The organism is Bradyrhizobium sp. 31Argb (genome assembly GCF_043638955.1).
Classification (GTDB): domain Bacteria; phylum Pseudomonadota; class Alphaproteobacteria; order Rhizobiales; family Xanthobacteraceae; genus Bradyrhizobium.
In genome coordinates, this window is sequence record NZ_JBEGDB010000069.1 from 1 (window position 1) to 14,243 (window position 14,243).

The 14,243-nt window shown below is 64.4% G+C and carries 16 protein-coding genes; 9 read left to right on the forward strand and 7 right to left on the reverse strand.

What is annotated here, in order from left to right; all coding sequences use genetic code 11:
- Nucleotides 1–327 precede the first annotated feature (327 nt).
- The gene (locus tag AAFX91_RS15910) at nt 328–1,101 is read right to left on the reverse strand and encodes a gamma-glutamyl-gamma-aminobutyrate hydrolase family protein (RefSeq protein WP_130584403.1); all 774 of its coding nucleotides are present in this window, start codon (nt 1,099–1,101) and stop codon (nt 328–330) included.
- Nucleotides 1,102–1,336: 235 nt separating this feature from the next.
- Between AAFX91_RS15910 and AAFX91_RS15915 the strand changes: the two genes are divergently transcribed.
- A complete protein-coding gene (locus AAFX91_RS15915; protein ID WP_394567073.1) occupies nt 1,337–2,476 on the forward strand; it encodes an AI-2E family transporter in 1,140 nt (379 codons plus the stop codon).
- Nucleotides 2,477–2,483: 7 nt separating this feature from the next.
- Here the strand turns inward: AAFX91_RS15915 and AAFX91_RS15920 are convergent, their stop codons facing one another.
- The 6 genes from AAFX91_RS15920 to AAFX91_RS15945 all read right to left on the reverse strand — a co-directional run bounded on the left by AAFX91_RS15920 (nt 2,484) and on the right by AAFX91_RS15945 (nt 6,152).
- Entirely contained in the window at nt 2,484–2,780 is a 297-nt protein-coding gene (locus AAFX91_RS15920) for an antibiotic biosynthesis monooxygenase (protein ID WP_028162832.1), read from the reverse strand.
- Nucleotides 2,781–2,876: 96 nt separating this feature from the next.
- Entirely contained in the window at nt 2,877–3,113 is a 237-nt protein-coding gene (locus tag AAFX91_RS15925; RefSeq protein WP_130582825.1) for a hypothetical protein, read from the reverse strand.
- Between the two features lie 60 nt (nt 3,114–3,173).
- Nucleotides 3,174–4,391 (reverse strand): GGDEF domain-containing protein, encoded by a 1,218-nt coding sequence (locus tag AAFX91_RS15930; protein ID WP_394567074.1) that lies wholly within the window; start codon nt 4,389–4,391, stop codon nt 3,174–3,176.
- 232 nt (nt 4,392–4,623) lie between these two features.
- Entirely contained in the window at nt 4,624–5,100 is a 477-nt protein-coding gene (gene rpsI, locus AAFX91_RS15935) for a 30S ribosomal protein S9 (protein WP_394567075.1), read from the reverse strand.
- Nucleotide 5,101: 1 nt separating this feature from the next.
- The gene (rplM, locus tag AAFX91_RS15940; protein ID WP_130582828.1) at nt 5,102–5,566 is read right to left on the reverse strand and encodes a 50S ribosomal protein L13; all 465 of its coding nucleotides are present in this window, start codon (nt 5,564–5,566) and stop codon (nt 5,102–5,104) included.
- Between the two features lie 157 nt (nt 5,567–5,723).
- Complete coding sequence (locus tag AAFX91_RS15945; protein ID WP_394567076.1) at nt 5,724–6,152, reverse strand: PaaI family thioesterase; 429 nt, start codon at nt 6,150–6,152, stop codon at nt 5,724–5,726.
- Between the two features lie 87 nt (nt 6,153–6,239).
- Here AAFX91_RS15945 and AAFX91_RS15950 point away from each other — a divergent pair, with 87 nt between their 5' ends.
- From AAFX91_RS15950 to nadC, 8 genes are all read left to right on the forward strand, one after another.
- A complete protein-coding gene (locus AAFX91_RS15950; RefSeq protein ID WP_394567077.1) occupies nt 6,240–7,061 on the forward strand; it encodes an enoyl-CoA hydratase in 822 nt (273 codons plus the stop codon).
- Between the two features lie 120 nt (nt 7,062–7,181).
- Complete coding sequence (locus AAFX91_RS15955; RefSeq protein ID WP_394567078.1) at nt 7,182–7,766, forward strand: CoA-binding protein; 585 nt, start codon at nt 7,182–7,184, stop codon at nt 7,764–7,766.
- 152 nt (nt 7,767–7,918) lie between these two features.
- Nucleotides 7,919–9,199: an O-acetylhomoserine aminocarboxypropyltransferase gene (locus tag AAFX91_RS15960; protein WP_130582832.1), complete on the forward strand. Its 1,281-nt coding sequence runs from the start codon at nt 7,919–7,921 to the stop codon at nt 9,197–9,199.
- A 205-nt stretch (nt 9,200–9,404) separates the two neighbouring features.
- Nucleotides 9,405–9,821, forward strand: a complete 417-nt coding sequence (locus AAFX91_RS15965) for a hypothetical protein (RefSeq protein WP_394567079.1) — start codon at nt 9,405–9,407, stop codon at nt 9,819–9,821.
- 18 nt (nt 9,822–9,839) lie between these two features.
- Nucleotides 9,840–10,790 (forward strand): hypothetical protein, encoded by a 951-nt coding sequence (locus tag AAFX91_RS15970; protein ID WP_394567080.1) that lies wholly within the window; start codon nt 9,840–9,842, stop codon nt 10,788–10,790.
- A gap of 54 nt (nt 10,791–10,844) precedes the next feature.
- On the forward strand, nt 10,845–11,831 hold the full coding sequence (nadA, locus tag AAFX91_RS15975) for a quinolinate synthase NadA (protein WP_394567081.1): 987 nt from the start codon (nt 10,845–10,847) through the stop codon (nt 11,829–11,831).
- Nucleotides 11,828–13,378 carry an L-aspartate oxidase gene (locus AAFX91_RS15980; protein ID WP_394567082.1) on the forward strand — a complete coding sequence of 517 codons (1,551 nt, stop codon included), beginning with the start codon at nt 11,828–11,830 and terminating at the stop codon, nt 13,376–13,378. The genes nadA and AAFX91_RS15980 overlap by 4 nt, the downstream gene beginning before the upstream one ends.
- Nucleotides 13,375–14,223: a carboxylating nicotinate-nucleotide diphosphorylase gene (nadC, locus tag AAFX91_RS15985; protein WP_394567083.1), complete on the forward strand. Its 849-nt coding sequence runs from the start codon at nt 13,375–13,377 to the stop codon at nt 14,221–14,223. Before AAFX91_RS15980 ends, nadC begins: the two co-directional genes overlap by 4 nt.
- Nucleotides 14,224–14,243 lie beyond the last annotated feature (20 nt).

Consider the following 14,243-nt stretch of genomic DNA (forward strand, 5'->3'; position numbering starts at 1 on the left):
CCTCGTTTGAGATTTCGACAACCTCATTCTGGCACAACTGATGCCGTAGGGGGCCGTCCACCCCATCAACCACAGGACTTCGTCGTGTGCTCCGCTGCAACCGCTTGCTCGCGCCACAACAACTCCCTGTGGTTATGGGTCCCGTCTTTCGACGGGACGACAGCGGTGCGAGGTTCAACGGGATCGTAGGATGGGTAGAGCGAAGCGAAACCCATCATCGCACAACTTGCTCCATCGCGATGGGTTTCGCTTCGCTCTACCCATCCTACGAAATCACTGTTTGACAATGAAATCGGAACCCAATCGCCCTCATGGCGAGCAACGCCCCTACGCCGCCGCCCGCCGCCGTTCGCGCAGCGCTGCGCCGAAGGCTTCGAACAGCTTTTTGTTGATCGGGTTGCGCTGCGGGTCGTACTCCGCATGCCACTGCACCCCGAGTGCAAAGCCTGGCGCGTCGGCGATGCGGATCGCCTCGATGGTGCCGTCCTCGGCGACGCCTTCGATCACGACGCGTTCGCCGGGCTCCAGGATGCCCTGCCCGTGCAGCGAATTGACGCGGATTGTCTCGCAGCCCAGGAGCTTCACGAACACGCCGCCCGGCGTGAGCGTCACGTCATGCCGGTCGGCGAACACGACCAGCGGGTCCGGATGGATCTCGCCGTTGTCCAGCCGCGGCATGCGATGGTTCATGCGTCCCGGCAGTTCGCGAATCTCGGGATGCAGCGAGCCGCCAAAGGCGACGTTCATCTCCTGCAGGCCGCGACAGATGCCGAACAGCGGAATGCCGCGCGCGACGCAGGCTTCCGACAACGCCAGCGCAACCTCGTCACGATGGATGTCATAAGGCTCGTGACTGATATGCGGCTCGCACTTGAAGCGGGTCGGGTGGACATTGGCCCGCGCCCCGGTCAGGACCACGCCGTCGACCACGTCGAGCAAGGCGCCGACGTCGGTAATCTCCGGCGAACCGGCGAACATCAGCGGAACGGCGCCCGCGACATCGGTGATCGCGCGCAGGTTGCGCTCCCCAACCATCTGAACCGTGAAACGATCTTCGATGCGATGGGCGTTTCCAATCACGCCGACCACGGGCCGTCTCATTGCTCAGTGTCTCGCGTAGGAATGATTTTCTATGTTTGCCATGGTTCCAGAGGGATAATGCCCCCGACCGGACCATGGATCAACAGATTATGCTGGCGGAGCACATCGGCGCGGGACGCAGGCGCGGCGGCCTGCCGCCATCCCGCGGGAAGGCCTGCCGGCGGGCGGCGGCAAACCGGCGCGCGTGCGGCGGCTTGATCCCGGCAGGATTTTGGCGACAAGGTGAGAACAATCCATGCGCGAAGGAATCAATGTGAGACTACCGGGCGGCGACCATCTTCAGGCTCGCAACGACTTGGCGTGGGCGATCAGCGTCGGCGGCATCGGCATCGTGATGTTCGCGGCGCTGCTCGCGCTCGCCTGGCAATATGCGGCGACGCTGTTCCTGATCTTCGCCGGGGTCCTGCTCGGCGTAGCTCTCAACGCCCTCACCAACCTGCTCGGCCATGGCGTCAAGCTGCCCCATGCGCTTCGGCTGACCATCGTCTGTCTGGCGCTGGCGGCGCTGCTGTCGGGCGTCGTCTTCCTCGGCGGGGCCACCATCGCCGAGCAGGCTTCCGCGCTCAGCGACACCATCAAGTCGCAACTGGTGAACGTGAAGTCCTTCCTCGAGAGCCACGGTATCGACACCAGCTACCTCGATTTCAGCAACCAGGCCGCCGCACCGACCGACTCGTCGACGCCGACGACCCCAGGCGCCGCGGCGACCCATAGTCTTCCGAGCGCCGGAGCGCTCGCATCCAGCGGCGGCGCGATCATCAGCCAGACCCTCAAGGTGCTGCTCGGCACTGTCAGCGCGGTCGGCAACTTCTTCATCGTGATGTTTCTCGGGCTTGCGTTTGCCACCCAGCCCAGCATCTACCGCGCCGGGCTGTTGTTCGTGATGCCGGCCAGGCACCGCGAGCAAGCCACCATCATCGTCGACCGCATCGGCGACACGCTGGAGCGCTGGCTGATCGCCCAGATCATCACCATGGGCGCGGTGTTCTTCGTCACCTGGATCGGGCTCTCGATCATCGGCATCCAGAGTTCGTTCATCCTGGGCATCCAGGCCGGCCTGCTCGCCTTCATTCCGACGGTGGGCGCGATCCTGGGCGGATTGATCGTGGTGCTCGCGAGCCTTGCCTCGGGCTGGATCGCAGCGCTCTCCGCCTTCGTGCTGTTCCTCGGCGTGCACGCGATGGAGAGCTACGTGCTGACCCCGATCATCCAGCGGCAGGCGCTGGATATTCCGCCTGCCACGCTGTTTGCGTTCCAGATCCTGCTCGGGGTGGTGTTCGGCGTCTGGGGGCTCGCGCTTGCGCTCCCCCTGATGGCGATCGCCAAGGTGATGATCGACCACTTCAAGGCCGAGGAGCCGCCGGTGGCGGCGTGAGGTGGCCTCAGGCCGTCACGACGATCTCGGTGTGCTCGACCTCCGGCGGCGCGGCAAAGAACGGCCCGACCAGGGCGCGCCAGGCGGCGAAGTCTTCCGAGCCGCGGAAATCGACGGTGTGGTTTTCGAGCGTCTCCCACTTCGCAACCAGCCGGTAGCGCGACGGCTTCTCGATCGACTTGTGCAATTCGAACCCCTTGCCGCCCTTGGCGCGCAGAAACAGCGGCCGCGCCTTCTCCACTGCGGCTTCGAAATCCTTCTCGCTGCCGGGCTTGACGTCGATAAGTGCAATTTCGGTGACCATTGGGCTTCTCCCTGGAAAGGGCCCGTCTCTAGCCCAGTCTATGGAAAAGAAAAAGGCGCCTCGCGGCGCCCTCACCGATACGGGATGTACCGTTACCTAATTGAACACGAGCACCGTGCCGAGGATCATCAGCGCGATGCCCAGGAACATCAGCATTGGCCAGGGGCTGCGCGGGCGGCCGTAGCGGCCTTGGGCGCGGCGCTCGGCGATCAGCGCGGTCTCGTATTCAGCCGAGCTCGAGAACAGGCAGGCGAACCCGCCGCGGGCGGTGGCGGCGGCAGCTTCGAGCGACAGCAGGGCGGATTGAGCGTTGTGAAGGCGGGTCGATTCCATACCCGGAATGATAGGAATCGAATGGTAAATGAAATCCTACCGACGTCGCTCAAATCGCTCTCACGCCGCGATCGGCGTCTCGCGCGCCTGCGGTGCGAGACCGGCAGTCTTGCGCCGCCAGTTCTCCAGCGACAGCGGCAACTCTTCCGCGGCCTCGACGCGGTTGCGGCCGCCGCGCTTGGCCTGGTAGAGCGCGGTGTCGGCGGCCGCCAGCAGCACCTCGAGCTCGGTGCCCGCCGGCCCGCCGGCAACACCGATGCTCACGGTGGTGTCGACAGAGCCTTCGTCGCAGACGATGCCGGAGGCCTGGAAGCACTCGCGCACGCGCTCGGCGGCGATCACGCCCTCCTCCAGCGAGCACGGCAGCAGCGCCGCGAATTCCTCGCCGCCAATGCGGCCGGAGAGATCGCTGATGCGGAGGTTGTTGACGACGACGGCCGAGAACAATTTCAGGATCTCGTCGCCGGCGGGATGGCCGAAGCGGTCGTTGATCGATTTGAAGTGGTCGATATCGAAGATCATCACCGTCACCGGACGGCCGGCATTGGCCTCGCGCTCGATCACCCGCGTGCAGGCCTCGGCAAAGCCGCGGCGGTTGAACATGCCGGTCAGGGGATCCATCGAGGCCGCCGTCTTGTGCGCGGTCACCTCGCGGTCCGATACCAGCATGAAGATCACGAACACCGTGCCTATCGCATAGAGGATGAGCTCGACCGAGAACACCGTCACCCAGGTGCTGCTGCCGAAGGCCGCATCGTGCGGGCGCAGGAAACTGCCGACCAAAATCGGCAGCAGCAGCACGCAGCCGTGCAGCGCGGGCACCGCGAGCGCGGGCCAGCGCCGCTGCGTCGCGCGCCGCCGCTCGCGCCACAATTCGGCTGCCGTGAGGCATGCGTAGATCGCGATGATGGCAGCGCCGATGGTCAGCTTCAGCGTGGGCAGCTCGGGCGGCAAGGCCAGCGCGGCGCCGACCCATCCGATCGCGCCGAGCACAAGACCGGCGATATTCGGCTTGCGGCCATGAAACACGCGTGCCGCGTTCCACACCATGCCGCAGGCAATGAAGCCCGCTGCATTCAGCGCCAGCGAGGCGATTTCGCCAAGCATCGAGCCCGCGATGGTCGATGCCGCCACCGCGGCAGCACCGAGAAGATACGCGCTGCCCCACCACTTCAACGCCGGAATCTTCTCCTGATTGCCGAAGAACAACAACATGGCGCCGAGCATTCCGGCCACCATTGTGGCAAACAGATAAAGCGTCGAAATATCGAACGACATGAGCCCCGCCTGGTGCGTGTGATGAAAGCGTGTGATGCCACGTTCTCAAGGGCGCGATCCGAAAAGGATAGCGCGCCGTTAATGCTGCTCAGGCTATGCGTGGCGTGTTGGCAATCCGTTTGCGCGCACACAAAAGTTTTCGGGAAAAACTGCGACAATTGATGTGCAAAGGCGCAGCAAAAAGGGCGCCTCGCGGCGCCCTTCGCAATTGGTGCAAATTGCAGTGAAGCGGTTAGCGCTTCGAGAACTGGAACGACTTGCGCGCCTTGGCGCGGCCGTACTTCTTGCGCTCGACCGTACGCGAGTCGCGGGTGAGGAAGCCGCCCTTCTTCAGGACACCGCGCAATTCCGGTTCGAAATTGGTCAGCGCCTTGGAGAGGCCGTGGCGCACCGCACCGGCCTGGCCGGACAGGCCGCCCCCGGTGACCGTGCAGATCACGTCATACTGGCCGGCGCGGGCGGCGGCGACCAGCGGCTGCTGGATCATCATCCGCAGCACCGCACGGGCGAAATAGACTTCGACGTCGCGGGTGTTGACGGAGATCTTGCCGGAGCCGGGCTTGACCCAGACGCGGGCAACCGCGTCCTTGCGCTTGCCGGTGGCGTAAGCGCGGCCGTACTTGTCGATCTTCTTCACATATTTCGGCGCCTCGGGAGCCGCCGGCTTGAGCTGCGCAAGCTGCTCGAGAGACTGCATGGTATCGGACATCTTATGCGGCCCTCATGTTCTTGCGGTTCTGCGAGGCGAAATCGATCTTCTCAGGGTTCTGCGCTTCGTGCGGATGCTCGGCGCCGGGATAGACGCGCAGATTGCCCATCTGCATACGGCCGAGCGGGCCGCGCGGGATCATGCGCTCGATGGCCTTCTCGACCACGCGCTCGGGGAAACGACCCTCGAGGATCTGCTTCGCGCTGCGCTCCTTGATGCCGCCGATATAGCCGGTGTGCTTGTGATAGACCTTCTGGTCGCGCTTGCGACCGGTCAGCACGACATGGGCGGCGTTGACGATGATGACGTTGTCGCCGCAATCGACATGCGGCGTGTAGGTGGGCAGGTGCTTGCCGCGCAGGCGCATCGCGACCATGGTGGCAAGCCGGCCGACGACCACGCCCTTGGCGTCGATCACGACCCACTTCTTCTGCACCTCGGCGGGCTTGGCCGAAAAGGTTTTCATGTGAGCTGTCCGTGGAAAGGAGTTTTCGGCGCAAAACGCTGCGCCGGATTGGCGGCTTTCTAGAGAAGCGAATGAAATTCGTCAACGCCGACCGGAGCGATTTATTCCAGTTAAAACAATACCTTAAAAATAAGGTGCAATAATACCTTCAGAAACTCTATTTATTTGGAATGGAATAGGTCGCCGTCACATGCGCTATCGGATCCGGAGAATCGCCCGAAAGCAGGTTGACCTCCCCGACCGCCAGCCGCTTGCCGAGCTTCAGCAGCCTACCCGCCGCCAGCACGTCCCGCCCCGGCTGGCCCTTACGGAGGAAATTGATGTTGAGATTGGTGGTGACCGCCAGGCCAACCGGGCCGATCGCCGACAGCACCACCACATACATCGCGAAATCGGCCAGCGCCATCAGCGTGGGGCCCGAGACCGTGCCGCCCGGCCGCAGCATCCGCTCGCTGTAGCGCTGGCGCAGAAGACAGGCCTCGCCGTCGGCGCTCTCGATGACGACGTCGTTCCCGCTGAAGGCCTGGGGAAACTCCTCGCGGAGGAACTTCTCCAGTTCAGCCACGCTCATTTTCGCCGGTGCCATGCCGTCCCCGCCCTCGATTCAGTCCGCGTGTTACATTAAGTTGCGGCCAAGCCTTAATTGACAAAAAGCCTTAGTGGAAATCTGGAGATGCCCCAAGCCGCCCGTGCCGTCGCGCCGCAATCGCCGATCCTCCTGCGCGAGCAGGTCGGCAGTATCGCCGTGCTGACGCTCAACCGACCCGCCGCGCGCAACAGTCTCTCCGAAGGCCTGATCGCCGAGCTGCATGGCGCGCTCAAGGAGATTCATGACGACCGAGCCGTGCGCGGCGTCGTCATTGCCGCCAACGGTCCGGCCTTCTCGGCCGGCCACGACATCAAGGAACTCACCGCGCGCCGCAGCGACGCCGATCGCGGCCGCGCCTATTTCGCTGAGATCATGAATGCCTGCAGCGCCATGATGCAGGCGGTCGTGCACCTGCCGAAGCCGGTGGTCGCTTCCGTCCAGGGCATCGCGACCGCTGCCGGCTGCCAGCTTGTCGCAAGCTGCGATCTCGCGGTCGCCTCTGAGAATGCGGCCTTCGCGACACCCGGCGTCGATATCGGCCTGTTCTGCTCGACGCCGATGGTGGCGCTGTCGCGCAATGTCCCGCGCAAGCAGGCCATGGAGATGCTGCTCACGGGCGAGCCGATCTCGGCCACGACCGCGCAGGCCATCGGCCTCATCAACCGCGTCGTGCCTGTCGGCACCGAACGCGAGGCCGCGATTGCGCTGGCGCAAAAAGTGGCGCTGAAATCCGCCTATACTGTGAAACTCGGCAAGGAAGCGTTCTACCGCCAGGCCGAGATGACCTTGGCCGAGGCCTATCACTACGCCGCCGAGGTGATGACCGAAAACATGATGGCGCGCGACGCCGAGGAAGGCATCGGCGCCTTCATCGAGAAGCGCGAGCCGAAATGGCAGGATAGATAGTTCCCGTCATTGCGAGCGAAGCGAAGCAATCCATCTCTCCGCTTGCTGAAGCGTGGATTGCTTCGTCGCTTCGCTCCTCGCAATGACGTACTCGACATATGGACTAGATAAAGACTAGCGATGAACCACGACACCTACCCCGATAATTACATCCGCGGCATCCTCAACAGCGTGAAGTTGATCGCGATGGTCGGCGCTTCGCCGGTCAACGTGCGGCCGAGCTATTTCGCCTTCAAATATCTGGCGGAGCGCGGCTACGATATGATCCCGGTCAATCCCGGCCATGTCGGCAAGAGCCTGCTCGGCAAGCCCTTCGTCGCGTCGCTCGCCGACATCGGACGTCCGATCGACATGGTCGACATCTTCCGCAACTCGAGCCACATCATGCCGGTTGTCGAGGAGGCGCTCAGGCTGTCGCCATTGCCGAAGGTGATCTGGATGCAGCTCGGCGCGCGTGATGATGCAGCCGCGGCAAAGGCCGAAGCTGTTGGCATCAAGGTCGTCATGAACCGCTGCCCGAAAATCGAATACGGCCGGCTGTCGTCGGAGATTTCCTGGATGGGCGTCAATTCGCGGACGCTGAGCTCGAAGCGCGCGCCGATGCCGACGCAGGGCATGCGGCTGTCACTCAATCGGATGAGCGTCGGCGGCGGCGAAACGGCGGCTTCCGATCGCGCCGCGAAAAACAAGACCGAACTTTCGTAATGCGATCGCGAAACGTTCGTTTCGATATCGCGGCATAACGAAGCACGGACTTTCCAACACCAAACGCGACGACGAACTCGCCTTGACGACCGACGCGGCTGCCATCAGCATGCCGCGCATTTTATTTCCGACTTAAACACAGGACACTCAGAATGACCGATCGCCTTCCGGGATTTTCGACCCTCGCCGTGCATGCCGGTGCGCAGCCCGATCCCACCACCGGCGCGCGGGCGACGCCGATCTATCAGACGACGTCATTCGTGTTCAACGATGCCGACCATGCGGCCTCGCTGTTCGGCCTGCAGTCGTTCGGCAACATCTATACCCGCATCGGCAACCCGACCAATGCGGTGCTGGAGGAGCGCGTCGCCGCACTCGAAGGCGGCACCGCGGCGCTCGCGGTCGCCTCGGGACACGCCGCGCAGGTCGTGGTGCTGCAGCAATTGATGAAGCCCGGCGACGAGATCATCGCCGCGCGAAAACTCTATGGCGGCTCGATCAACCAGTTCACCCACGCCTTCAAGAGCTTTGGCTGGAACGTCGCCTGGGCCGATCCGGACGAGATCGAAAGCTTCGAGCGCGCGGTGACGCCGCACACCAAGGCGATCTTCATCGAATCGATCGCCAATCCCTCCGGCAGCGTCACCGATATCGAGGCGATCGCTGCGGTGGCGCGCAAGGCCGGCGTGCCGCTGATCGTCGACAACACGCTGGCAACGCCATATCTGATCAAGCCGATCGACCACGGCGCCGACATCGTCGTGCACTCGCTGACCAAGTTCCTGGGCGGCCACGGCAACTCGCTCGGCGGCGTCATCGTCGATGCCGGCACCTTCGACTGGTCGAAAGACAACAAATATCCGATGCTGAGCGAGCCGCGGCCGGAATATCACGGCATCAAGATCCAGGAGACGTTCGGCAATTTCGCCTTCGCGATCGCCTGCCGCGTGCTCGGCTTGCGCGATCTCGGCCCGGCGCTGTCGCCGTTCAACGCCTTCATGATCCTGACCGGCATCGAGACGCTGCCGCTGCGCATGCAGAAGCATTGCGACAACGCGAAAGCGGTCGCGGAATTCCTGGCCGGCCATCCCGCGGTGGCGTCGGTGAATTACGCGGGGCTACCCAGCGACAAGTACAACAATCTTGCGCGCAAATATGCGCCGAAAGGCGCGGGCGCCGTGTTCACCTTCAGCCTCAAGGGCGGCTATGACGCCGGCGTCAACCTGGTGTCGAACCTGAGATTGTTCTCGCACCTCGCCAATGTCGGCGATACCCGCTCGCTGGTGATCCACCCGGCCTCCACCACCCACAGCCAGCTCGACGATGCCGCGAAGATCAAGTCTGGCGCAGCCCCGGACGTGGTTCGGCTTTCGATCGGCATCGAGGACAAGGACGACCTGATCGCCGACCTCGATCAGGCGCTGAGGGCTTGATCGCGCGCGACGCAAAATGACGCGGTCGTCATGCCCGGGCTTGTCCCGGGCATCCACCCCTTTGCGACCATGCAAGTCTCGTGGATGGCCGGGACAAGCGCGGCCACGACGGCCAAGCCATTTCATCTGATGTCGCGGGCCTCTCATTAACGGTCATTCCGCTATAAGGTGGCAATTCTGTCGCCCTCTCGATTCGGAGACGACGATGCTGCGCCCGATATTGTTCTCTTCGATCGCCCTGTTTGCGATTGATGCCGCCGTTGCCGCCGATGGCCCGGTTGCAACCAAGCGCGCGGCCTACCGCGCCGCCCGCCAACTGCCACCCGGCCTGCCGCGCCCGCACTACAAGTACCGGACGTCAGTGACGTCGGCCCCCTATGCCCGCCGCGGTCGCCAGATCGTCGTACAGGATCCGGACGTGCTGTTCACGCCGGCCGCCGTGGTGCCTTACGTGCCGTTCGTCAATGGCGAGCCGATCCTGCCGGGCTCGTCGAGCCTGCCCGGCTATTACGGCAATCACTTCTCCTACAGCTATGACGGTCCCTATTATGGGGGGCCCTACTACGGCGGTCCTTACTGGAATCGCCTGCCGTACGCCTGCGGCGTTTACGGCTATTGCTAGCCGCGACAGGACATCCGCGTGGCAAAGGCACCGCGAAAAGCCGAAACATCGATCGACGCGACCACCGCTGACCTCGTCGCCGTTCTGGTCGCGGTGACCGAGGGCGAGCCCAAGATCATGACGATCGCGAATGCGACCGCGCTGCCGAGCGGTCCGTTCCAGTTCGGGCACCGCTCACTGCAGACCGGCCTGCGGGCCTGGGTCGAGGCGCAGACCGGACACCCGCTCGGCTATGTCGAGCAACTCTATACCTTCGCCGACCACGGGCGCACCGGCGACGCCAGGGCGCCGCATCGCATCTCGATCAGCTATCTGGGTCTCACCCGCGAGGACCAGGTCAGGGAGGATTCCCAGGCTCATTGGTCCGGCTGGTATGAGTATTTCCCGTGGGAAGATCATCGCGCCGGAACCCCGCCCCTGATCGCAAAGATCGTGGCGCCCAAGCTGCGCGCCTGGGCAAAATCGGCGGAGAGCACCTCCGTGCAGAAGGCCCGCTCGCAGCGCGCCGCCATCACCTTCGGCCTCGATGACCGCGCATGGAATGAGGAACTGGTGCTGCAGCGTTACGAGCTGCTCTACGAGGCCTCCCTGATCCCCGAAGCGGTTCGGGACAAGCGCGCCGGAGAAGCCGCAGTGCCCGGCCGCGCCATGATATCGGATCATCGCCGCATTCTGGCCACCGGCATCGCGCGGCTGCGTGCCAAGATCAAATACCGGCCGGTCGTCTTCGAGCTGATGCCGGCCGAATTCACCCTGCTGCAACTGCAACACAGTGTTGAGGCCCTTGCAGGCCGCACTGTGCACAAACAGAATTTTCGGCGCCTGATCGAGCAGCAGGAACTCGTTGAAGAAACAGGCGCAATGGCCGCCGAGACGGTCGGCCGCCCCGCCAAGCTGTTCCGCTTCCGTCACGGTGTCGTGGCCGAACGGGCCGTCGCCGGCACCAAGCTCCCGCTCTCGCGCTCTTGACTTCCCTTATGCTCAGGATAAGTATAATGCGAAATATACTCAAGGAGAGCATAAATGGCTGCCACCTCATCCGGTGCGCTCGCGCGCACTGCGCCGCTCTATGACCGCGTCAAACGCGTAATCCCGCCGTTCGAATGGGCGACTTTCGCGGATGACGTCGACGCCATCCTCGACCTCAAGCGCAAGCGCAACGCCGTGGTGCTGGCGCACAACTATCAGACGCCGGAAATCTTCCATGGCGTCGCCGATATCGTCGGCGACAGCCTCATGCTCGCGCGCGAGGCGACCAAGGTCGATGCCGATATCATCGTGCTCGCCGGCGTGCACTTCATGGCCGAGACGGCCAAGCTGCTCAATCCCGCGAAGACCGTGCTGATCCCCGACCTCGAGGCCGGCTGCTCGCTCGCGGAGTCCATCACGGCAGCCGATGTACGGCTGATGCGCAAGCGCTATCCAGGTGCTCCCATCGTCACCTATGTCAATACATCGGCCGCTGTCAAAGCGGAGTCCGATATCTGCTGCACCTCCGGCAATGCACTCGCGGTTGTGCAATCGCTTGGCGCCGAACATGTCATCATGCTGCCGGACGAATATCTGGCGCAGAACATCGCCGCGCAGACCAAGGTGAAGATCACGGCCTGGAAGGGCCATTGCGAAGTGCATGAGCTGTTCAATGCCGAAGATGTGCGCCAGCTTCGCGAGAATCATCCCGGCGTCACCATTCTGGCGCATCCGGAATGCCCGCCCGAGGTGGTGGCGGAGGCTGATTTTTCGGGCTCCACCGCAGCCATGTCCGGCTTTGTCGGCAAGGAGCATCCGGCGCGCGTAGTGCTGCTGACGGAATGCTCGATGAGCGACAACGTCGCGGTGCTCCATCCCGACGTCGAGTTCATCCGCCCCTGCAACCTCTGCCCGCACATGAAGCGGATCACGCTCAAGAACATCCGCCATGCGCTCGAGACCAATGAGCACGAGGTCACGATCGACCCTGGTATCGCCGACCGCGCGCGGCGTTCCGTCGAAAGGATGCTGGCGCTATGAGTACGGATGTTTCAGCGCTGGCCGGACAACCAATCATCATCGGAGGCGGCGCCGCCGGATTGATGACGGCGCTACAGCTCGCGCCCGCACCGGTCGTGCTGCTGTCGAAATCGCCGCTCGGGGCGGAGGCCTCCAGCATGTGGGCCCAAGGCGGGCTCGCGGCGGCAGTCGGCGACGACGACGCCCCTGCCCTGCATCTGCACGACACCATCGCCGCCGGCGCCGGCCTTTGCGACGAAGAAGCCGCTAGCCGCATCGTGAATGCGGCGCCGGCTGCTGTCGAGCGTCTCGCGCGGATCGGCGTCGGCTTTGACCGCAGGCCAGATGGGGGCTGGCAGCTTGGGCTCGAGGCCGCGCACAGCCGCAAGCGGATCGTTCACGCCACCGGCGACGGTACCGGGCGCGAGATCATGCGCGCACTGATCGCCGCCGTGCGCCGCTGCCCGTCGATCACGCTGCTCGAGGGTTTTGAGGCCCGCCAACTCATCGTCGAAGACAATGCGATCAAGGGCGTGCTCGCTGCGAACGAGCATGGCTCGCTCGTCATTCCGACCAACCGCGTCGTGCTGGCAACCGGCGGCATCGGCGGCCTGTTCCAGGACAGCACCAATCCGATGGGCTGTTTCGGCCAGGGGCTTGCGCTCGCGGCCCGTGCCGGCGCCGTCCTTTCCGACCTCGAATTCATCCAGTTTCACCCCACCGCCTTCGACGGACCGTCGCGACCGATGCCGCTGCTGACCGAAGCGATCCGCGGCGACGGCGCGATCCTGATTGACGAGACCGGGCAGCGCTTCATGGCGAACGAACCGGGCGCCGAGCTCGCGCCGCGCGACATCGTGGCGCGCGCAGTCTGGCGCCGTCGCGCGGAAGGACATCGCGTCTTCCTCGATGCACGACGGCACCCGGGCAAGGATTTCGCACAGCGCTATCCCGTCATCAGCGCATTCTGCAGGATGGCCGGGATCGATCCGGCTGACGATCCGATCCCCGTGCGTCCGGCAGCGCATTATCACATGGGCGGAATCGCCGTTGACGGCGAAGGCCGCAGCACGGTGACCGGCTTGTGGGCCTGCGGTGAGGTCAGCCGCACCGGCCTGCACGGCGCCAACCGGCTCGCCAGCAATTCGCTGATGGAAGCCATCGTCTGCGCGCAATGGGTCGCCGAGAGCGTCAATGCCGTGCCTGGCAGCGCTACTGCTCCGCGCGCGCCGACCGCACTGCCGCCCGCATCCGATCTATCGATGGTGCGGCCGTTCGTATCGCAGGCCCTCGGCGTGCTCCGCGATCGGCCCTCGATCGAGCGCGCCATTCGCAATCTCTATCCGATGGCCAGGGGGAACGGCGCCACCGCCGATCCGGCGCTGGTCGGATTGATGATCGCTGTCGCTGCGTTAAGGCGCGAGGAAAGCCGCGGCGGCCACTACCGCACCGACTTTCCGGACACCTTGCCGAAGGGCGTGCCCTCCACCTTCACCCTCGCGGAAGCGCTCAGCGTCGCCGGCGAGATCATCGAATCCGAACTGCCGGTCAGGAGCGTTCAGTCGTGACGTCAAATCCTCTTCTGCCCCTGATGTACGAACCCCTGGTGCGGACCGCGCTGCTTGAGGATCTCGGCCGCGCGGGCGACATCACAGCGGACGCGATCGTGCCCGCCGACCAGCGCGCTTCGCTCGCGTTGCGTGCGCGCCAGCCGGGCGTCATCGCCGGCCTCGACGTGGCGCGCTGCGCCTTTCAGACGATTTCGCCAGCGATCCAGATCGAGGTCGAACGGCCCGATGGTAGCGTCGTCGTCCCCGGCGACACGATTGCAACCATCAACGGCCCAGCGCGCGCGCTGCTGACGGGCGAGCGGACCGCACTCAATTTCCTCTGCCACCTCAGCGGCGTCGCAACGGCAACGGCCTCGTTGGTTACTGCCGTGAACGGTACGCGCGCGCAGATCGTCTGCACCCGCAAGACCACGCCCGGCCTGCGCGCGCTGGAAAAATACGCGGTGCGCGCCGGCGGCGGCAGCAATCACCGTTTCGGTCTGGACGATGCCGTCCTGATCAAGGACAACCACATCGCGCTTGCCGGCGGCATCCGCACCGCGATCGAACGCGCCAAGGCGCATGTCGGCCATCTCGTCAAGATCGAGGTCGAAGTCGACACGCTGGCGCAGCTCGAAGAAGCGCTGGCGCTCGGGATCGACGCGGTCCTGCTCGACAACATGACGGTCGACGATCTCAGGCAGGCCGTGGCGATGGCCCGCGGCAAGGTGATCACGGAAGCATCGGGCCGCATCACGGCAACGACTGCGCCCGCGATCGCGGCGACCGGCGTCGACCTCATTTCCGTCGGCTGGGTCACGCACTCCTCGGCTGCGCTCGATATCGGGCTGGATTATCTTTAGATCGCAATGACGCTGCGTTC